The 18,613-nt window shown below is 65.0% G+C and carries 17 protein-coding genes and 1 tRNA gene; 14 read left to right on the top strand and 4 right to left on the bottom strand.

Going from position 1 to position 18,613, the window contains the following annotated elements; translation table 11 throughout:
• Positions 1-129: 129 nt before the first annotated feature.
• The 9 genes from radC (at position 130) to C693_RS0113915 (ending at position 9,762) form a co-directional block, all read left to right on the top strand.
• A complete protein-coding gene (radC, locus tag C693_RS0113955) occupies positions 130-624 on the top strand; it encodes a RadC family protein (RefSeq protein ID WP_003140985.1) in 495 nt (164 codons plus the stop codon).
• Between the two features lie 190 nt (positions 625-814).
• Positions 815-1,291, top strand: coding sequence for a MerR family transcriptional regulator (locus tag C693_RS0113950; RefSeq protein WP_016446149.1), 477 nt, complete (start codon positions 815-817; stop codon positions 1,289-1,291).
• The gene (locus C693_RS0113945) at positions 1,288-4,251 is read left to right on the top strand and encodes an HsdM family class I SAM-dependent methyltransferase (protein ID WP_017462902.1); all 2,964 of its coding nucleotides are present in this window, start codon (positions 1,288-1,290) and stop codon (positions 4,249-4,251) included. Before C693_RS0113950 ends, C693_RS0113945 begins: the two co-directional genes overlap by 4 nt.
• A gap of 149 nt (positions 4,252-4,400) precedes the next feature.
• The gene (locus C693_RS21855; protein ID WP_017462901.1) at positions 4,401-4,919 is read left to right on the top strand and encodes a hypothetical protein; all 519 of its coding nucleotides are present in this window, start codon (positions 4,401-4,403) and stop codon (positions 4,917-4,919) included.
• Positions 4,920-5,062: 143 nt separating this feature from the next.
• Positions 5,063-5,506 carry a TIGR03757 family integrating conjugative element protein gene (locus C693_RS0113935; protein ID WP_016446147.1) on the top strand — a complete coding sequence of 148 codons (444 nt, stop codon included), beginning with the start codon at positions 5,063-5,065 and terminating at the stop codon, positions 5,504-5,506.
• Positions 5,503-6,447 carry a TIGR03756 family integrating conjugative element protein gene (locus tag C693_RS0113930; RefSeq protein WP_017462900.1) on the top strand — a complete coding sequence of 315 codons (945 nt, stop codon included), beginning with the start codon at positions 5,503-5,505 and terminating at the stop codon, positions 6,445-6,447. The genes C693_RS0113935 and C693_RS0113930 overlap by 4 nt, the downstream gene beginning before the upstream one ends.
• 10 nt (positions 6,448-6,457) lie before the next feature.
• Positions 6,458-7,864 carry an integrating conjugative element protein gene (locus C693_RS0113925; RefSeq protein WP_017462899.1) on the top strand — a complete coding sequence of 469 codons (1,407 nt, stop codon included), beginning with the start codon at positions 6,458-6,460 and terminating at the stop codon, positions 7,862-7,864.
• On the top strand, positions 7,861-8,214 hold the full coding sequence (locus C693_RS0113920) for a hypothetical protein (protein WP_017462898.1): 354 nt from the start codon (positions 7,861-7,863) through the stop codon (positions 8,212-8,214). Before C693_RS0113925 ends, C693_RS0113920 begins: the two co-directional genes overlap by 4 nt.
• A 15-nt stretch (positions 8,215-8,229) precedes the next feature.
• Positions 8,230-9,762: a conjugal transfer protein TraG N-terminal domain-containing protein gene (locus tag C693_RS0113915; protein ID WP_017462897.1), complete on the top strand. Its 1,533-nt coding sequence runs from the start codon at positions 8,230-8,232 to the stop codon at positions 9,760-9,762.
• A 28-nt stretch (positions 9,763-9,790) separates the two neighbouring features.
• Here C693_RS0113915 and C693_RS0113910 read toward each other — a convergent pair whose 3' ends face one another.
• Positions 9,791-10,153: a DUF3742 family protein gene (locus C693_RS0113910; RefSeq protein ID WP_023125135.1), complete on the bottom strand. Its 363-nt coding sequence runs from the start codon at positions 10,151-10,153 to the stop codon at positions 9,791-9,793.
• Positions 10,154-10,381: 228 nt separating this feature from the next.
• Between C693_RS0113910 and C693_RS0113905 the strand changes: the two genes are divergently transcribed.
• From C693_RS0113905 to mobH, 3 genes are all read left to right on the top strand, one after another.
• Entirely contained in the window at positions 10,382-11,140 is a 759-nt protein-coding gene (locus C693_RS0113905) for a type IV toxin-antitoxin system AbiEi family antitoxin domain-containing protein (protein ID WP_017462895.1), read from the top strand.
• Positions 11,133-12,053 carry a nucleotidyl transferase AbiEii/AbiGii toxin family protein gene (locus tag C693_RS0113900; protein ID WP_017462894.1) on the top strand — a complete coding sequence of 307 codons (921 nt, stop codon included), beginning with the start codon at positions 11,133-11,135 and terminating at the stop codon, positions 12,051-12,053. Before C693_RS0113905 ends, C693_RS0113900 begins: the two co-directional genes overlap by 8 nt.
• Before the next feature lie 202 nt (positions 12,054-12,255).
• On the top strand, positions 12,256-14,100 hold the full coding sequence (gene mobH, locus C693_RS0113895; protein WP_026107423.1) for a MobH family relaxase: 1,845 nt from the start codon (positions 12,256-12,258) through the stop codon (positions 14,098-14,100).
• A 26-nt stretch (positions 14,101-14,126) separates the two neighbouring features.
• Here mobH and C693_RS0113890 read toward each other — a convergent pair whose 3' ends face one another.
• Complete coding sequence (locus tag C693_RS0113890) at positions 14,127-14,426, bottom strand: helix-turn-helix domain-containing protein (RefSeq protein ID WP_003282197.1); 300 nt, start codon at positions 14,424-14,426, stop codon at positions 14,127-14,129.
• A gap of 106 nt (positions 14,427-14,532) precedes the next feature.
• Between C693_RS0113890 and C693_RS0113885 the strand changes: the two genes are divergently transcribed.
• Entirely contained in the window at positions 14,533-15,159 is a 627-nt protein-coding gene (locus tag C693_RS0113885; RefSeq protein WP_017462892.1) for a LysR substrate-binding domain-containing protein, read from the top strand.
• A 47-nt stretch (positions 15,160-15,206) separates the two neighbouring features.
• Here the strand turns inward: C693_RS0113885 and C693_RS0113880 are convergent, their stop codons facing one another.
• Positions 15,207-17,060, bottom strand: coding sequence for a tyrosine-type recombinase/integrase (locus C693_RS0113880; RefSeq protein WP_017462891.1), 1,854 nt, complete (start codon positions 17,058-17,060; stop codon positions 15,207-15,209).
• A 238-nt stretch (positions 17,061-17,298) separates the two neighbouring features.
• Positions 17,299-17,372: transfer RNA gene (locus C693_RS0113875), tRNA-Gly, on the bottom strand.
• Positions 17,373-17,597: 225 nt separating this feature from the next.
• Here C693_RS0113875 and C693_RS0113870 point away from each other — a divergent pair.
• The coding region (locus tag C693_RS0113870) for a DUF6600 domain-containing protein (RefSeq protein ID WP_017462890.1) at positions 17,598-18,613 on the top strand (1,016 nt) is incomplete at its 3' end.

The following is an 18,613-nucleotide window of genomic DNA, read 5'->3' as shown; positions in this document are numbered from 1 at the left end:
TTGACGCGAACAGCCACCGCATCCGCGGTGGTGGATGCCCGCTCGTCACCTGTTCCATCCCCATCGTCCCCCGGAGGGTTTGCCCTCCTGGGGCAGGCGCCCTCCGATCTCATCCATTGGAGGTTCGCCATGTCTCTTGCCATCGCCGACTCCCGCCCGGAGTCGCTCACCCTGATCGCCGCCCAGCACGAAGACTGGATCATCCAGCAGGCCATCACCCTGCTGGAGAACCGCGTGTTCAAGGCCGGTCCGGCGCTGGGCAGTCCCGCCGCCGTGCGCGACTACCTGCGCCTGAAACTGGTCGCGGAGCCGAACGAAATCTTCGCCGTCGTGTTTCTCGACAACCAGCACCAGGTGCTCGCCTACGAGCCGCTGTTCAAGGGCACGGTCGACCAGACTTCGGTGTATCCGAGGGTGGTGGTCCAGCGTGCGCTGGCGCTCAACGCTTCGGCGCTGATCCTGGCGCATCAGCATCCCTCGGGGAACACCGAGCCCTCGGCCGCTGATCGTGTGATCACCGAGCGGCTGAAGAGCGCCCTGGCCACCGTCGATGTCCGGGTGCTGGATCACTTCATCGTCGGCAAGGGCAGCCCGTACTCGTTCGCCGAAGCCGGCTTGTTGTAGTCCGCAGGCGCCCCTTCCGGGGGCGCCTTGCGTCTTGCCCCTATCCACACGTTCGCGATGCGCTCTGATGGTCGCGACTTTCGGAAGCTTGGAAGGCTTGTGGGATAGGCGGCTGAACCGGCCTTTACCTGTTGAGAAGCACACCTTTGCATGGCAGAATCTGCATATTTTCTAGTTGCCAGCAACGCGAATGTCTGCCGTCACCGCCATCCAGTACACTCAGGACCAGATGCGCACGCTAACCGGCGTGTCCGTCGAAACGGTGCGGCATTGGCGCAAGACCGTGCCCTACTTGGCGTCCAAGACCGGGAAGGCTGCCCGATTCACCTTCGCGGATCTCCTAGGCTTGGCCGTTACCAATGAGTTGGTCAGCTCGTTGGGAGTGCACATCGCCACCGTCAGCGTCGGCGTTGACGCGCTCTTTCGGTTGCTGGGCACGAGTAGCGCATTGGCGCTGAATGGGTCCGTGGCGTTCGTGACGGCCACTTCGGCGACCCTGTGCGATATCGGCCCCGAGGGGATTGGACCGGCGCCGACGCAACCGACTCTCGTCATCCCGCTCGATCCGTTGATCATGCGGCTTCAGCAGCACATGCTGCCGATCGTCCCGACGCCGAGCCAGGCAGCGTTGCCGTTTCCACCCGAAGCTATCCGGAGTAGGGCGTGAACACTGCCACGCTGGAACAGGTGCTCGCCGCAACCGGCTACCTGCCGGACGGGCAACCCGCGCCCGGTCTTCGGTTGGGGGCCGAGGCGCAGTCCTCGCGCCACGGCCGCGTTTTTGTTCCGGACGCATTGTGGCGCAGCGCGTCGTCGTTGACCGTCTACTTCAAGTTTGAGCAAAGCGCGCCTGCAGACGATCTGGTCAGCCAGTGGCGACGAGAGGTCTGGAACGAGGGGTTCGCGCCGTTGCTGTGGGTGATCTCGCCGCAGCGTATCGACCTGTACAACGGTTTCGGCACACCCGCGAAAGAAGGCGATGCCCAGAGACATTTGATTCGGCGTTTCGAGAACATCGAAGGTTCGCTTCATGAACTGGACGAGTTGGCCGGCCGACTGGCGATCGAGACGGGCCAATTCTGGGCCCAGGTGCCGGCCATCGATCGCAAGACCAGCGTCGATCAGAAGCTCCTGTCTGACCTTGGATGTCTCGAACGCGATTTGGTCGCAGGCAATCTCGCGCGCGATGCGGCGCAGGCCTTGATTGGGCGCGTGATCTTCACCCAGTACCTGATTGACCGCGAGATCGTCAGTGCGGCGCGGTTGAAGCGGGTATGCGGCCGCACGGCGTTGCCGGCGATCCTGCGCGACCGGCCAGCGACCAGCAAGCTGTTCGCATGGCTGGCCCAGACCTTCAACGGCGATATGTTTCCGCCCTCGTCGGTGAAAACGACACCAGCAGCTCACCATTTGACGCGGGTTGCGGAGTTCCTGGAGGCTGTCGATCCTGAAAGCGGGCAACTCAGCTTCTTCCCGTACCAGTTCGACGTGATTCCGGTCGAGCTCATCAGCTCGATCTACGAGCAGTTTGCACATGCTGAGCCGCAGACTGGAGGAAAGCGCACAGAAGCGTTGCGAAACGGCGTGCACTACACGCGACTGTCCGTCGTCTCGCTGGTCCTCGATGAGGTCATGGATGGTCTATCTGGACGGGAGTCGGTGCTGGATTTGACGTGCGGCTCCGGTGTCTTCCTGGTCGAAGCGCTGCGGCGCTTGGTTCATCTTCGCTCGCAAGGTCAGCCGCCCACGAGGGAGCTGATCCGCTCGACGCTCTACGGGCAGGTGTATGGCGTAGACATTAGCGAAGCCGCGATTCGCGTCGCTGCGTTCAGCCTGTACCTGGCTGCGCTTGAGCTGGACCCTGACCCGCAACCACCGCAGTCCCTGAAGTTCCAGCCATTGATCGGCAGGACATTGCTCGTCGGTGACGCTCGTACTGTCGAACGTGATGGAGATGGCAAGGCCGTGCTGGCGACGCCGACAGGGCTGAAGCAGTTCGACCTTATCGTGGGCAATCCCCCTTGGAGCTTTAGGGGGCAGACAGGAACCGAAGCGCGGCGCAAGACCAGGGTTGCGGGCGTACCTGCGCAACCGCGCGGTGAAGGCTTGGATTTCGTGTTGCGAGCGGCGGAGTTCTCACATGAGAAGACCCGTTTCGGCATCATTCTTAGCGCGATGCCGTTCTTCAGCCGCAGCGGCACCGGCATGGCAGCAGCTCAGCATGTGATGCGAGCCGTGGCTCCGATCACCTTGGTAAATCTGTCCAATTTGTGCAGTTGGCTCTTCGCGACAGCGGCCATGCCCGCAGTGGTTCTCTTTGCCCGTCATCGACCGAAGCAGCGAACGGATCAGGTCACGGTCGTTCAGATCCCGTGGACGCCCAGCGGTGCAAGGACTCATTCGTTCGAGGTGGCGCCGAGTGACGTCATCACTTTGACACTCGACGAAATCCAAGAACAGCCGTTGAAGCTCAAGGCAGCAGCCGTTGGCCGGCGCCGTGACCTCCTATTGCTGGATGACTTGACTTCGGCCCACAGAAATCTGGGCGAGCAACTCTCATTACTCGACACTACCTTCCAGGTTGGATTGATTCGCGGGGCCCCAGAGAATCAGACGCGCGATGCTCGCCCGCTAAAAGGATTGGATGTACTGCAAGTCAAAGACATGCAGCACTTCAACATTCCCGCTGATTTGCCGACTTTCAGCCAATCGAAGGCACAATGGCCACGATCGCGGGAGATATATCAAGCCCCGCTTCTCATCGTGAAGGAAATGCTTCTGGGGAGTCCACGCGTCTTGGCGGCCGTCTCCGAGCGGGATCTCGTCTTCACGAACTCATACTTCGCAGTGTCTCTTCCGAGAGGGCACACGCGGACGGCACATTTGCTTGCCACCGTGTTGAGTTCTGCTTTTGCGACATGGTTCTTCTATCTGACCGCTGCAGAGTTTGGAATCTACAAGAGGAAGCTGCTGGCTCGCGACCTCAGCTTCCTACCGGTGCCTAATTTCACGAGCGCAGTGAAATCTGAGGCTGGCCAGCGCCTGCTGCAGATTGAGAAGAATCTGCGCGCCAACGGCACCGACGAGAGGGGATGGGCTGAACTGGACGAAGCTGTCTTCGATCTGTACGAACTGAACGATGCCGACCGAACTGTCATTCGAGACGGCCTCCTTCGCGCCGGGTGGCAATGGGAAACCGGCCGCGAATCATCCGTGGAGCCATCGGACAGTCGTACTGAGGTCACGGCGTATGCCAAGACGTTCCTGTCCGTTATCGAGGATTGGCTTTCCGTTCGCAATAAGCGGCACATGCGCGCCGAAGTGCTCGACTTGCCAAGCAGTTCGGCCTTGCGCGTCGTGCGCTTTGTCTTGGAAGAAGGGCCGGGTAATGCGAGCGTGAGCGTCGTGGCACCACAAGGCGAATTGGGTGAAGTACTGGCACGTATCGGCAGGCGCCTGAAAGTCAAGATTGCGACCGCGCTCAGTGCAGAGCGGGAATTGCGAGTACACGGACGCAACGAAGTCGTGATCATCAAGCCAGCAGCGCGGCGCTACTGGATGGGCATAGCGGCACTGGAAGATGCCGATGCAGTGGTCGCGGAGAGCTTTTCAGGGGGCAAAGTTTGAGGATCCCCTATGAGGCACCTCCTGCACTGGGCAGAGAGTTCATTGAACTTGAGCCCGAGGTTGTGGCGGTCATTCTGCTGACACTGGCCGCAGGTTGGCAGCGAGCATGCGCAGCCGAGGACGTGAATGCCAACGCTGGAGAGGTAATCATGACCGAGCGCCTGCGGGACGGGATGCGCATTGCGCTGAAGAACTCCCCGTGGAAGCAGATCATGGTGCTGCCTGGCACGGAATCGCGATCCAAAAGCAACGTGATGCTGCCAGACGGACGTACCGACATCCCGCTGGCGTTCGTCGAAATTTTCTTGCGCACGCAGGAGCATGATCCGCACGCGATCATCGAATGCAAACGAATCGCCGGGTCGGACACTCACTTGTGTCGAGAGTACGTCGTCGAGGGCATGGATCGATTCATCCAGGAGAAGTACGGCGAGAACCATGCTATCGGCTTCATGGTGGGGTACGTTCTTGCCGGCGCTCCTTCGGAATCCGCGGATGGCGTCAACGCTTACTTGAGAAGAGTTTCGCGCTCGGTAGATCGCCTCGCCCCGAGCGACATCAGTGACGGGACTTGGCAGAGCCTACATGCACGCTCCAAGCCGTCGATGCCGATTCGCTTACAGCATGCGTTTCTTGGGTTCGCGGGCACCTCAGCGTCCCGCACCTGATCTCCGCCTCCGACAGGAGGCAATCACAACGCTCACAACGGCATAGGGTATGAAACCGGCAGGGGCCGGATGCGGTTTCTTTGTCGCGCTAGATCGGCACTTGAAGTCGACTGTGACTTTGATCGACTCCAAGGACGCCCGATATGCCGGCCCCCGTCTTCAAGGCTTCGCCCCGGCTGCCGACCATCAGCATTGCGCCCGGACTGTGGGCAGTGCTGTTCATGTTTACCCAGACTGCAGCAGCCGACGTGCTCGTCGTCACCGACAGCCGTCATCCGGTGCAGGCTCCAGCCGGCGTGCGGATCATCGAGCTGGACCAGGCCACGCGCATCGAGGTCGAACTCGCCGCGCACCTACCGGCCGACCCGCAACAGGCTGCAGCCCTGGTGCGGCAGCGGTTGCATGACGGCGGCGAGGCCCTTCAACGCCGCATCGGCCACGCCTACCAAGGTGTCGCGGATGCCTGGGGACTGGGCATCGCCAAGATTCCCGCCGTGGTGGTCGATCGACGCTACGTGGTCTACGGCGAGCCCGACGTGCCCCGCGCCGTCGCGCGCATCAACGCCTACCGGAGCACGCAGCCATGAGCCTCCTGCTGGCATCCCGGCGCCTGCGCGCCACCGTCGCCTCGCTGCTGCTGAGCACGGCCACGTCGACGTTCGCCCTGGACACCGCCACCATCGTCTCGTCGGCGCTGTCCCCCGACTGCCTCGAATACCGCGTGGTCGGAATCTGCTACTGGCTGTACTGCACGCCCTTCGGTTGCTCGGTTCGCACCTCCGTCAAGGTGCGCCACTACGTCCCCGATGCGGTGGTGTCGAGCTACTCGAACACTGGCGAAAACCCGTGGCTGGAAGTCAGGGCGATGAGCATGCCCAACCCGAGTGCCAAGGCTGGCGGTGACGGCACGACCAATCACGACAACGAGAACAACCTCGCCAAGTTCAAGAACGCCGATGTCATCGGCCATCCGGCCGGGATGGTGTTCAGCCAGTTCGCCAGCGCCTCCGGCTACACCTGCGAAGGCGCTGGCACGGCCTTCATGCCGTATCTGCTGAGCACGCTCGACACGATCGCCTGGCGCTACAACATCCCGGAAGCGTTCTACCCCGAAGCGCTCATCCCTGGCCGGCGCGAAATCGGTACGCGCACCAGCCTGAACCTCTGGGGCAACGTGTATCCCCGCGGTGGCTTCCTGCACCAGACCGACGATCACAAGAGCGGCGCCGTGGTCGCGCAGCGCGCGGGCGACATCGTGACGCGCCGCAACCAGATTCACGTGTACCAGCCCCTGCTGGTCAACGCCCGCGACGGGTACTGGCCGGCCGGCGCGTTGATGGAGACCGACGCCTCGACGGGCAAGTGGCAGGAGCTGACGCCCACGCTCTCGAACAGTTGCGTGGTCTTCCCGCACAGCCGCACCCGCGTGCAGGCCCAGCAGGGCGACTACGCCTGGGCCTTGTGGCGGCCGTACTCCTGCTGCCGGCGCCGTGGCCAGGTCTTCCTCGGCAGCGTCGATTTCATGTGAGGAACCCACGATGAACGCCTCCCTCTCTGACTTCCTCCGCCGCGCGAAATCGCCCCTGGGGGCCACGCTGCTCGTGGCGGCCATCACGCTGGTCGTCGGCGTCGCCTGGGGGCAGACGCGCATCGATCCCAATGGCGTGAACGTCAGCGGCAGCGTGATCGGCGACGACGTGCTCTACAGCATCGGCGGCGGCCGGGCCGTGTCGATGGGTGGTGCCGGCAACATGCAGAGCATCGGCGTCGGCGTCGGCTGGAACAGCAACCTGATCTGCGGCGACATGAGCATCACCACGACGCTGCAGAACCAGCTCAACGGCATCACCAACGGCTTCCAAACGATCATGAGCAACGTGATCCAGAACGCCACCAGCGCCGTGGCCTCGCTGCCGGCCCTGATCATCCAGCGCGCCGACCCGGGCCTGTACAACCTGCTCACCAACGGCATCCTGCAGGCGCGCCTGGATTTCGACCGCTCGAAGATGACCTGCCGCGCCATCGCCAATCGTATGGCGGACATGGCCGGCGGCCAGGCCGGCTGGGACCAGCTCGCCGAAGGGATGGCGCTGCGGGATGCGGTCAGCAGCACCGATGCCGTCTCCGCCATCGAGCAGGCCGAGTCCAACAAAGGGAACAACGGCGTGCCCTGGGTCGGCGGCGGCAACGCGGGCGGCTCCGGCCAGAGTTCGATCAAGGTGGTCGGCGACGTGACGCGCGCGGGCTACAACCTGCTCAACGGGCGCAGCGCCACCGATACCTCGTCGATCGCGCGCAGCGCCTGCGGCAACCGCCTGACCTGCCAGACCTGGTCGTCGCCTGGCGCGGCCGCGGCCTTTGCGAACCGCGTGCTGGGCGAACGCGAGCAACGCACCTGCGAAAACTGCACGAAGACCCAGACCACGCCTGGCGTCGGGCTCACGCCAGTGATCCAGGAAGAGTACGAGACCAAGCTGCAGGTGTTGCAGGAACTGGTGACGGGCGCCCGGCCGACGACACTGGCCAATCTCGACGCGGCCGGCAGCAGCTCGCTGCCGATCACCCGCGGCGTGATCGAGGCCCTGCGTGACGAGCCCGACCAGGACGTGCTGGGCCGGCGCCTCGCGTCCGAGGCTGCGCTGTCCAGCGTGCTGGAGAAGGCCTTGCTGCTGCAACGCACGTTGCTGACCGGCAAGAAGGAGCCGAACGTCGCCGCCAACGAGCTCGCCGTGCAGGCGGTGGACCAGGAGAACAGCGCGCTGGAGCAGGAGATCAACAACCTCAAGACCGAGCTGGAGCTGCGCCGCACGCTGGCCGGCAACTCGGCGATGGCGATCATCCAGCGCCACAGTACCCGCGCTGCCGGCTCGCGCGGCGTCTTCGAGGGCGACACCACGCGCGACCGTCTGCGGGAAGTCCAGAAGCCGCGGAGCGGTACGCCATGAGCCGGCTCGCCTGGCTGCGGCTGCCATGGCTGTTCAACCGCCGCGTCAGCGTGGCGCTGCTGTGGACCTTGCTGGTGGTCGCCGCCGCGGTGGCGGTGAACATCGCCGGCATCCACGTGGTCGGCGGCGTCGAGGGCTGGCAGCACTGGCTGCAGGCGCACGCCGGCCACTTCTTCGTGTGGCGTCTGTGCCTCTACGGAGCGACGGCTTACGGCTGGTGGTGGATGCGTCGGCGCCTGTTGCGGCGGGAGCCGTCCCGCGAGACGCATCAGCGCCTGCTGCGCACGGAGATCGCGGCCGTCATCGCCGTGGTCGCGCTGGAAGCCAGCCAGCTGCTGCGGCACGGCTGAGACCGGGAGGCAGGCATGACGCTCTACACCACGGACTACTTGGAGTATTACCTGACCCTGGTGGCTTGGGTGGTCAACAACGGCATCTGGAGCATCCTCGTGGCCAGCGGCGTGTTCGCGCTGCCGTTCGTGGCCATCGTGATCCAGGAGTGGCTCAAGGCCCGCAGCGAAGGTGCGGACGAAGGCAACAAGGGCGTGCTGTCGTCGATGCGCATCGAGAACCGGGTGTGGGTGGCGATCGTGGTCATCATGTTCGCCGGCATCCCGTTCATCCCGGTGGATCTCGCCACGATCAGGTTCGACACCACGCGCTCCGCGCAATGCCAGGTCAGTGTCCCGCTGCCCAACGACACGGGCTGGTCCAACGTCTACACGGCGCTCAACGACCAGAGCGCGCTGGTGCCGGTGTGGTGGTTCTTCATGCACGCGCTGTCGAAAGCCGTGACGGGCTCCGCGGTGGCGGCGATTCCCTGCGGCACGGACCTGCGTCAGATTCGCATGGATGTGGATGCCACGCGCATCGACGATCCGGTGCTGGCACAGGAGGTCGCCGACTTCACGCACGACTGCTACGGGCCGTCGCGCGCCAAGCTGTTCATGAACCGGCCGACGCTCTCCGACGAGCAGATGAACGACGTCACCTGGATCGGATCGAGTTACTTCCTCGACACGCCCGGCTTCTATGACACCTATCGCGCCAAGACCCCACGCACGGCCTGGCCCTACGACGCGACCCGCGATGCGGGGCTGGCACAGGTGGGCAGCGGCGGCGGCTATCCATCCTGCCGGCAGTGGTGGGCCGATGGCGGCCAGGGACTGCGCAGCCGGCTGCTGGCACAGGTCGACCCGGACCTGCTGACCCGCATCGGGCGCTGGGTGGGATTCCTGTCGCAGAGCGAGGTCAATGACTCGGTGATCCGCGCCGTGGTCTCACCGAGGCAGCAGAAGATGAACCAGGGCGCCGTCTACACCGACTACGGCGGCCAGATCGACAAGACGCTGCCGAACGTCGTCACGCGCGGCGCGAGCGACCTGGGGTTGACCGTCGGCTCGCTGGGCTTTTTTCCGGCAATGGACGTGGTGCGCCAGGCGCTGCCGATGGTGCTGACCATGCTCAAGATGGCGCTCGTCATCTGCATCCCACTGGTGCTGCTGATCGGCACCTACGACCTGAAGACGGTGGTGACGGTGAGCTGCGTCCAGTTCGCGCTGTTCTTCGTGGACTTCTGGTTCCAGCTCGCGCGCTGGATCGACAGCACGATCCTGGATGCGCTCTACGGCTGGGGGTTTGGCGCGGACAGGCCGCACGCCAACTTCGACCCATTGATCGGCCTGAACAATGCGTTCGGTGACATGCTGCTGAACTTCGTCATGGCAACGATGTTCATCGTGTTGCCGACGTTCTGGGTCATGGCACTCGGATGGGCAGGCGTTCGCGCCGGAAACTTCCTGGGCGGTCTTATCACTGGCACGTCCGATGCGAAGTCGGCTGGGGGTAGTGGCTCTCGCCTTGCGATGACGGCTGTATCGAAAGGTGCTGCGAAGTAAGGAGCACTCTCTCGCGTTGATGCGGCAGCTACGGCTCGTCGGGATCGCCCATGTCGATCCGCCAGTCATCTTTGTCGTACAGGCCGACGCCCGAGTGTCCGTCTCTAAGTTCCGGCTGCTTCTCGTCGTCCTCGTCGGCGTTCCGCGCGAGCCATGCGGCGACCACCGCAAAGGCCAGCAGCAGGACGAGCCAGGATACGGTGTATAGCAGCATGCCAAGTACGGCCAGCTTGACGATCCAGAGCACCGCCGTCGCCGCGCCCGCGGGTACCCCGCGCGTCACCAGCCAGCCGGCGACACGCTGCTCGCGGCGGAGGTATCCACGCCAGGCACGGCCAGCCCCCCGGCCCAGCCGGTGGCTCCAGCGCCCGTTGTGCGTGTTGGTGCTCATGCTCATATGCCTCGGCTTCAGTGGTGCCTCACCTCGCGGAGCGGCCGGTCGTGGCCTGCCCTCCAGCATAGACCGCGATCAGGAGGGCGGGTTGCGGCCGGCAGAGCCGGGTTGGCTCGGGCCGCAGGTCGATTAGATTCTGAGCGATAAATCAAACCTTATGCTACTTTCCCTGCACGTTCTTGCAATGGCTCTAGGGTCGATTGGATTCTGTGTTATTTTTATAGCATGAATGGAAATTCTCGGCACCAGGTAATCAAGCGACTGCAGGCGGGACTCCCCCGTGGGGCGCCGTTCGACCTTGCCACCCTGAGCCAGTTCGGGGTGTCGCCCCAGCTCGCCGCCCACTATGCCGACGGCGGGTGGCTCGTGCGCCTGGCCCATGGCGTCTATGCCTTCCCGAACGATGAGTTCGGGGTCTACGGTGCGCTGAAGTTCCTGCAACAGCGCGTGCCCGGCCTGCACGTCGGCGGCAAGAGCGCCCTGGCCCTGCAGGGGGTGCGGCACAACCTGGGCAGCCGGGAGGCGCTGGTGCTGTGGGGCGACGGTCGCTTCGCGTTGCCGGCCTGGTTCACTTCGCGCTTTCCGGCCCGCTACGTCCACGCCCGCCTGTTCGACTGGCCGGACACGGCGCTGGCCGGCAAGACCCTGACCACGCCGCCTGGCCTGCCCGAGGATCTGCGGGTGGCAGCCCCCGAGCGTGCCGTGCTGGAGCTGCTGTACGAAGCCGGCGTCAAGCAGAGCCTCGAAGAGGCCCGCAACCTCTTCGATGGACTGCGTTCCCCCCGCAAGGACTTGCTCGGGCAACTGCTGTCCTGCTGCGCCAGCGTGAAGGCCGTGCGCCTGTTCCTGACCTGGGCGCGCGAGACCAGCCTCGTGGACGTCGATGCCCTGCTGGAGCAGTACCCGGTTCGCACCGGCAGCAACACGCGCTGGATGAGCCGGCTCGATGACGGCACCTTGCTGAGCCTGAGACCTCATGGATAAGACCTACGCGGACACCGTTCGCCTGCTGCTGGCCGTCGCGCCCGACGTGTTCGCCAACGACATCTTCGCCATGAAGGGCGGCACGGCCATCAACCTCTTCGTGCGGGACATGCCGCGCCTGTCGGTGGACATCGACGTGGTGTACCTCCCGTGGCAGACGCCGCGCGACGAAGCGCTGCAAGCCATCAACCAGGAGCTGGCCGCCATCGCCGCGCGCGTTGCGCCACTGGGCGTGCAGACACGCCTGGTTCGCGCCAAGGACCTGGGAGACACCAAGCTGATCGTCGAGAACGACGCCAGCCAGGTGAAGATCGAGGTCAACGTCGTGTTCCGCGGCAGCGTGCTGCCCGTCGAGCGGCGGCCGCTGAGCGCCAAGACCAGCGATCTGTTCGGCGTCGAGTTCGAGCTGCCGGTTCTGGCACCGGACGAGCTGTACGCCAGCAAGCTGGTGGCCGCGCTGGATCGACAGCACCCCCGCGACCTGTTCGACGTGTGGCAGCTCTACGAATCGGGCGACATCAGCGACGGCATGGTCGAGTGCTTCGTGATCTATCTGGCGGGCCACAACCGGCCGCCCCACGAAGTGCTGTTCGGCAACGACAAGGACATCGCCGGCGAGTACGAGCGGGCCTTTGTCGGCATGACCGAAGTGGACTGCTCCCTGGAGACGCTGCTCGACGCTCGCGCCAGGATGCGGCGCGAGCTGCCACAGCGACTGAACACCGCGCACAAGCAGTTTCTGAGCGGGCTGGCGCGCGCAGAACCGGACTGGTCGCTGGTGCAGTGCCAGCACGCCGCGCAACTGCCGGCACTGCGCTGGAAGCTCGCCAATCTCGAAACCTTCCGCAAGCGCCGTCCCGACGACTTCGCAGCGCAATCCGCCGCCCTCGACACCGGCTTGGGCCAGAGCTGACGAACATCCCGCAGCGCCCCACTTGCCGGGATTGCCCCATGCCGCATTCATCGTGGCATCCACGAAGCAGCGGCCCTATACCCAAAGGCTTCCGACAAAGGCCAAAGGGCTGGGAAGGGGCAAAGGAAGGGCGCCAAGGGGAAAGGCCCTATCCTGAAAAGGCCAAAAGGCGCCCCGAGCAGCCCGTCATCCGGGGTTCGCCATGCTCTCGCTGTTCCAGCGCAAAAGGGTGCCACCCGCCGCCGGCACACCGCCCACATCCGCCATCGAAACTCCGAAAGGGGCGATGCGGCCGGAGTCGGCCGCATCGCTGCTGACCACGCCGCGTCGGCAGAAACTGCTGGAACACATCTGGCAGCGCACATCGCTCTCACGCCGACAGTTCGCCGCGCTCTACCTCGCCCCACTGGAGCGCTACGCCGAGCTGGTCCAGCAGTTCCCGGCCTCCGAGAACCACCACCACGCCTATCCGGGCGGCATGCTGGACCACGGTCTGGAGATCGTCGCCTATGCGCTGAAGCTGCGGCAGTCATACCTGCTGCCTGCGGGCGTCACGCCGGAGGCACAGGCGGCCCAGGCCGAAGCCTGGACCGCAGGCACGGCCTACGCGGCCCTGCTGCACGACATCGGCAAGATTGCGGTCGATCTGCACGTCGAACATGCCGACGGCAGCGTCTGGCATCCCTGGCACGGCCCGCTGCGAAAGCCCTACCGCTTCCGTTACCGAAAGGAGCGCGAGTACCGCCTGCACAGCGCCGCCACCGGGCTGCTCTACGCGCGCCTTCTCGACCGGGACATCTTCGACTGGCTCAGCGGCTATCCCGACCTCTGGGCCGCGCTGCTGTACGTGCTGGCCGGCCAGTACGAGCACGCCGGCACGCTCGGCGAACTGGTCGTGCAGGCCGACCAGGCATCGGTCGCCCAGGAACTCGGCGGCGATCCCAGCAAGGCGCTGGCGGCGCCCAAGCATGCGCTGCAACGCAAATTGCTCGACGGCTTGCGCTACCTGCTCAAGGAAGAATTCAAGTTGAACCAGGCCGGTCCGGCGGACGGTTGGCTGACCCAAGACGCCTTGTGGCTGGTGAGCAAGACCGTCTCCGACAAGCTGCGCGCCCATCTGCTGTCGCAGGGCATCGACGGCATCCCGGCGAGCAACACGGCGGTGTTCAACGTGCTGCAGGATCACGGCATCGTGCAACCGACGCCGGATGGCAAGGCGATCTGGAAGGCTACCGTCACCAGCGACGCCGGCTGGTCGCACGCCTTCACCTTCCTGAAACTCTCGCCGGCGATGATCTGGGATGCCGCTGACCGGCCGGCGCCGTTCGCAGGCCGTGTGCAGGTCGAGGAGGAACAGGCGGAGCCGCAGGCGCCGGCGGTGGCCGATGGGCCGCGCGCCGAAGGCATCGAAGCTGCATCCGCGAGCGCGGCGCCGATCGCATCCACAGCCACGGATGCCGGCGTGGCCGCGCTGCTCGACCTGCTGGGCGACACCGCTCCACCCGCGACACCGGAGATCCCGAGTTCCCCTGTTGCCGAGCCCGAGCCGGCCCCTTCGACCATGCCCCCGCCGCAGATGAGCCTCGCGTCTTCCCAGGATCGCGCGGAGCCCTCCGGGGCGCACTTCATGGCCTGGCTGCGTCAGAGCATCCAGACGCGCAAGCTCATCATCAACGACGCCAAGGCCCTGGTGCATACCGTCGCCGGTACGACCTACCTCGTCAGCCCCGGCGTGTTCCAGCGCTACGCGCAGGAGTACCTTCAAGTCGCCGCGCTGGCCAAGCAGGAGAAGCTGGAGGGGTGGCAGTGGGTGCAGAAGCGCTTCGAGAAGTTGGGACAGCACCGCAAGCAGCCGAGCGGGCTGAACATCTGGACCTGCGAAGTCACGGGGCCGCGCAAGTCGCGCCGGCTGCACGGCTACCTGCTCGTCAGCCCGGATGCGCTGTTCCAGGAGACGCCGCCAGACAACCCATACCTGCGGCTCCTCAACGAGGCCGCAAAGCGCGAAGATTCAGCCCTTGGGGCCAAGGACGACGATCAGGCGTAGGCATGCGACCGCTGTGCGGGCCGGCTTCAATCTGCGGATGGGGCCGACTCCGCCAGCTTGGCTTCGGTCAGAGTCATCAAGTGGGCGGAACTGCATTTCAGCGCACGGGCGATCTTGAGGATGAGAGGGAGCGTGGGGACGTGCTCGCCGCGCTCGATCTTGCCCATGTGCGACCGTTCGATGCCGGCCATGTGGGCCAGCGTTTCCTGAGCGATGCCCTGGTTGGTTCTTTCTTCCCGCACGGCAGCCCCAAACGCGATGGCTGGTTCCGCTTCGTAGGTAGTGGTGCCGGTGGGGCGGCCCCTTTGGATCGAACGCTTTGGCATTGCCAAGAGCGTCGAACACGGTCACGATTTAAACCACGTTAAACTTAACTCATTCAACGGCTTCGAGATCAGTTGCCACGAGTTCACCGCCTGGGGGGAGCTGGACGTGGAATCGAGTGACATCACCGCCGAAATTCGCATGGCCGTCCTCGGCGAATGGGTGCCTCCCCAGCTCGCCGACGTGCTCGCCCTGCAGCGTGCCGAAGAGCCGGAGACTCATGCCGTCCTGGCCGGCTGGACAGATCCCGGTCGAGGCGCGGAGCTGCCGGACGACGGCTTCGACTTCGCCTTGTCTGCGGTTTCCCGGCAGTGGCCTGGCTGGGTATGCGAACCGCTGTGGCATGACACGCTGGCGGTCGCCGTGGCCAAGCGCTCCCACCTGCTGGCCTACCGTGAAGTGCCGTGCGGTGAAGTGCTCAAGCAGCCCTTGATCTGCTCGCAGTCCACGGCCGATGAACCATGGCGCATGACCGTGCAGCGTGTGTTCGAAAACGCGCTGCAAGAGCGAGAGCAAACGGTGGAGACATTCGATGTGGCGATGACGCTGGTTGCCGCCGGGTACGGGATCGCCATTGCGCCTGCCGCGAGACTGGCGAGCTACCTACGCCGAGGCATCGCCGTGCGGCCGCTGGCCGGCGCACCAACGATCGTGATGGCTTACCTGCTGCGCCGCAACGCTTCCTTGTCGGACACCCAGGCAAGATTCGCCCGCCGCGCGCGCTTGGTGTCCTGACAGATACGCCGGGATCGCGGTTTCGCCACGATCCCGCATTCCTGCTGCTAGGCAACCACGACTCGCGGCAGGGTCCATTCGCTTTCCTTCACGGCTGTGCTCACGGCCATGACGAGCTTGTCGAGATTGCCGGCCGTCACGCCCTCCAGTGCCGAACGCCCCCGCAGCATCGAGCGCGGTTGCAGCAGTGCATGGTAGATCTGCCAGGGGTCCGCACCCCTGGTCAGCTTCAGGACGGACTGGATCAGCTCGTGCTTGAGTGGATCGAGGTGCCAGTCCGGCACGCGCTGGCCGCGGTTGCCTACGTTCAACGCCAGCAAGTTGCCCGCCTTGATCTCGTAGCTGATCCACCTGCGGGATTTGCCTGCCATCTTGGCAAACGCCGCGACGGGAAGGTTGTGCGGCGCCTCGAAGACATCGAACAGTTCCATCCTCTCGCGCTGAATGTCCGAAGGCACCAGCGGCGCGGCCGATCGAGGGGGCGGAACCGCCGGCAGCCGATGTGCGGCGGCAGAAACCAACGGCATGGCGTCACCCGGCTTCGTCACCAGCAGGATTGGCGAAGCGGCAACCGGCGTGGAGGGCGCGCTTGCGGTTTGCTCACTCGGGAACGCGGGCACGCCTTCCAGATGCACGGTGAGCGGCATGCTGGCTGCCTCGACCTGGTTCTGCTCGAAGAGGTCGAGCCGATCGGCCCAGTCCTGCATCATGCGGCGACGCTGCTCCACGTACTCGGCATGGTTGTAGGTCGCGCTGACCTTGTTGGGATCGACATGCGAGAGCTGTGCATCCACCCAGACCTTCGGGTAGCCGATCTCGTTGAGCGCAGTGGACATCGTGCCGCGGATGCCGTGTCCGGTCAGGCGTTCCTGATAGCCCATGCGCTTGAGCGCACCATTGAGCGTGTTCTCGCTGATGCGCTTCTTCAAGTCGCTGTCGTGCCGGAACAGGTGGCGCTGGGCCGGCTTGAACTCATCCAGCAGGTGCCGGACGATCTCCATGGCCTGAATCGACAAAGGCACGATGTAGGGCGGGATGTCCTTCGGCTGCTGCCGCTTCTTGCGCATATCCAACTGGAGTTGCTTCACGACGTCGGGCGGGATGATCCACAACCCACGGTCCAGATCGAATTGATCCGGCATCGCCTGTCGCAGCTCGCCGGTTCGCACGCCGGTCAGCAGCAACAGCCGCAGCCCGAGCTGGGTCTGCCGCCTGCCGCGATAGCTGCGCAGCCGCTGCAACAGCGTCGGCAGCTCGGCCATGCGCAGGAACGGGTTGTGGTTGACGGGTGGCAGCGGCAGCGCCACCACATCGAGATCGGAGGCAGGGTTCTGCTCCAGGCCCGGCACGATCACCAGCGCGTAGCGGAACAGTTGGTTGAACCACGTCCTGACTTTCTCGGCGACGGAGAGCGCCCTGCGCTTCTCGATCTTGGCAATCACCTCCAAGAGGTCGGGACGCTTGATCTCATAGACCGACCGCTTGCCCAAGGCGGGCAGCACATCCTTGTCGAAGATGCGCGGAAGTATCGAAAGGGTCGTCTGCCGGCCTTCCTTGAGGCTGAGCCCGCGATGCTTGAGCCACTTGCGATACACCGCCTCGAAGGTGTTTTCGTCGGCGAGCCGGACAGCGGTGCGCTTCTGCTTGCGGTGAACGCGAGGATTGGTGCCTTTGGCCAGCAGGGCGCGCGCTTCGTCGCGCAGGCTGCGGGCCTCGCGAAGCGTCACCTCCGGGTAGGTGCCGAGCGACATCCGCTTCTGCTTGCCCGCCCAGTAGTAGCGGAAGTGCCAAGTCCTGCCCCCTGCAGCCGTGACGGCCAGGGAGAGGCCATCCAAGTCAGGGAGGGTGTATGCCTTGCCAGTTGCCTTGGCCTGCCGAACGGCCAGGTCTGAGAGTGCCATGCTCTTGCTCCTGAACATGAGTCAGGAACCAGATGCTGGTCACGTCGACCTCGCCCCTCCATCAACAATCCGGAATCAGCCGCGCCCGCAAAAATGGACTTGTTTGTGGACTTAAAAGTCCCGGCTGTAGGCGGATCGCAGTGGACCACGGCAGAACGTCAAAGAGAGGAAAAGTCTTTGTGGAGCAATGACTTGCAGACTCTCTTGGACTTCTGCGGAAGTCCGCAGAATGATGCAGTGGAGCGGGTGAAGGGAATCGAACCCTCGTCAGTAGCTTGGGAAGCTACAGCTCTACCATTGAGCTACACCCGCATCGGCGTCGGATGGTAACCGCCAACGCCAGCCGGGGGAAGGCGTCCGCGCCGAACGCCGGGTGAACCGCACATGGCAGCAGGCTGAACCGATGTCGCCTGCCGGGTCCTTCGGCCCATGAAGTCGACGGCGGCCCACCCATAATGCGGACGAGCCATCTTCACAAAGGCTTGATCATCGCAACGATCCGGGCGCTGCCGGATCGCCGGTCCCAAGGAGAGGTCCATGCGCCAGTCACGGTCCGACCGCCATGCCCCCATCGCCCGCTGGCGGATGCTTGCCATCCTCCCCGTCCTGTTCGCGCTGGGCGGGATCGCCCGCGCACAGACGACGGACACCGACCCACCCGATCGCGTCGCCCGCCTGTCCTACCTCGCCGGCGACATCGGCCTCCTGCCCAGCGGCGCACGGGACTGGAGCGACGCCTCGGTGAACCGTCCGCTGACCCGCGGCGACCGCCTGACTGCCGGTGACAACGCACGGGCGGAACTGGAACTGGACCGTGCCGCCCTGCGCCTGGATCGCGACACCGACCTGGGCGTGTTGCGCCTGGACGACCAGGTGGCCCAGTTCGAGCTGACGCGCGGCACCGTCAGCCTGTCGGTACGCGCGCTGGCACCCGGCGAGAGCTATGAGATCGACACGCCGCGGGTGGCCCTGGTCGTGGATCAGCCGGGAACGTTCCGCGTCGACGTCGGCGCGCGCGACGGCGACACCGAGATCACCGCGTTCGACGGCCAGGCCACGGTCTACGGCGCCGACCAGACCAGCCGCAGGCTGGTTGGCGGACACACCTACCGCTTCGACGACAGCTCGCTGGCGCAGGTCGACGAATCCTACGCCGGCAGCCGGGACGCCTTCGACGTGTGGAGCGCTGACCGCGACCAGCGCTACGCGGACGCCCAGAGCGGCCGCTACGTCTCCGAACAGGTGATCGGCTACCAGGATCTCGACGATTATGGCCGCTGGCAAGACGACGACCAGTACGGCGAAGTCTGGTATCCCAGCGACGTCGACGCCGGCTGGGCGCCCTACCGCTTCGGGCACTGGGCTTACGTGGCCCCGTGGGGCTGGACCTGGATCGACGACGCTCCCTGGGGGTTCGCGCCGTATCACTACGGCCGCTGGGTCTACGTGCGTGACCGCTGGGGCTGGATCCCGGGGCCGCGTGGCCCGCGCCCGGTCTATGCCCCCGCCCTGGTCGCCTTCGTCGGCGGCAGCGGCTGGAGTGCCTCGGGGGG

Origin of the sequence: Dyella ginsengisoli LA-4 (genome assembly GCF_000334915.1) — a bacterium.
GTDB classification, from domain to species: Bacteria; Pseudomonadota; Gammaproteobacteria; order Xanthomonadales; family Rhodanobacteraceae; genus Dyella_A; species Dyella_A ginsengisoli_A.
The sequence above is the reverse complement of the archived record's forward strand: the minus strand, read 5'-3'. Positions and strand labels throughout refer to the sequence as shown.

Excerpts from the sequence above, each read along its gene's own strand:
- radC (WP_003140985.1), top strand. The coding sequence starts at position 130 with ATGTCTCTTGCCATCGCCGACTCCCGCCCGGAGTCGCTCACCCTGATC.
- C693_RS0113950 (WP_016446149.1), top strand. The coding sequence starts at position 815 with ATGTCTGCCGTCACCGCCATCCAGTACACTCAGGACCAGATGCGCACG.
- C693_RS21855 (WP_017462901.1), top strand. The coding sequence starts at position 4,401 with ATGACCGAGCGCCTGCGGGACGGGATGCGCATTGCGCTGAAGAACTCC.
- C693_RS0113935 (WP_016446147.1), top strand. The coding sequence starts at position 5,063 with ATGCCGGCCCCCGTCTTCAAGGCTTCGCCCCGGCTGCCGACCATCAGC.
- C693_RS0113930 (WP_017462900.1), top strand. The coding sequence starts at position 5,503 with ATGAGCCTCCTGCTGGCATCCCGGCGCCTGCGCGCCACCGTCGCCTCG.
- C693_RS0113925 (WP_017462899.1), top strand. The coding sequence starts at position 6,458 with ATGAACGCCTCCCTCTCTGACTTCCTCCGCCGCGCGAAATCGCCCCTG.
- C693_RS0113920 (WP_017462898.1), top strand. The coding sequence starts at position 7,861 with ATGAGCCGGCTCGCCTGGCTGCGGCTGCCATGGCTGTTCAACCGCCGC.
- C693_RS0113915 (WP_017462897.1), top strand. The coding sequence starts at position 8,230 with ATGACGCTCTACACCACGGACTACTTGGAGTATTACCTGACCCTGGTG.
- C693_RS0113910 (WP_023125135.1), bottom strand. The coding sequence starts at position 10,153 with ATGAGCACCAACACGCACAACGGGCGCTGGAGCCACCGGCTGGGCCGG.
- C693_RS0113905 (WP_017462895.1), top strand. The coding sequence starts at position 10,382 with ATGAATGGAAATTCTCGGCACCAGGTAATCAAGCGACTGCAGGCGGGA.
- C693_RS0113900 (WP_017462894.1), top strand. The coding sequence starts at position 11,133 with ATGGATAAGACCTACGCGGACACCGTTCGCCTGCTGCTGGCCGTCGCG.
- mobH (WP_026107423.1), top strand. The coding sequence starts at position 12,256 with ATGCTCTCGCTGTTCCAGCGCAAAAGGGTGCCACCCGCCGCCGGCACA.
- C693_RS0113890 (WP_003282197.1), bottom strand. The coding sequence starts at position 14,426 with ATGCCAAAGCGTTCGATCCAAAGGGGCCGCCCCACCGGCACCACTACC.
- C693_RS0113880 (WP_017462891.1), bottom strand. The coding sequence starts at position 17,060 with ATGGCACTCTCAGACCTGGCCGTTCGGCAGGCCAAGGCAACTGGCAAG.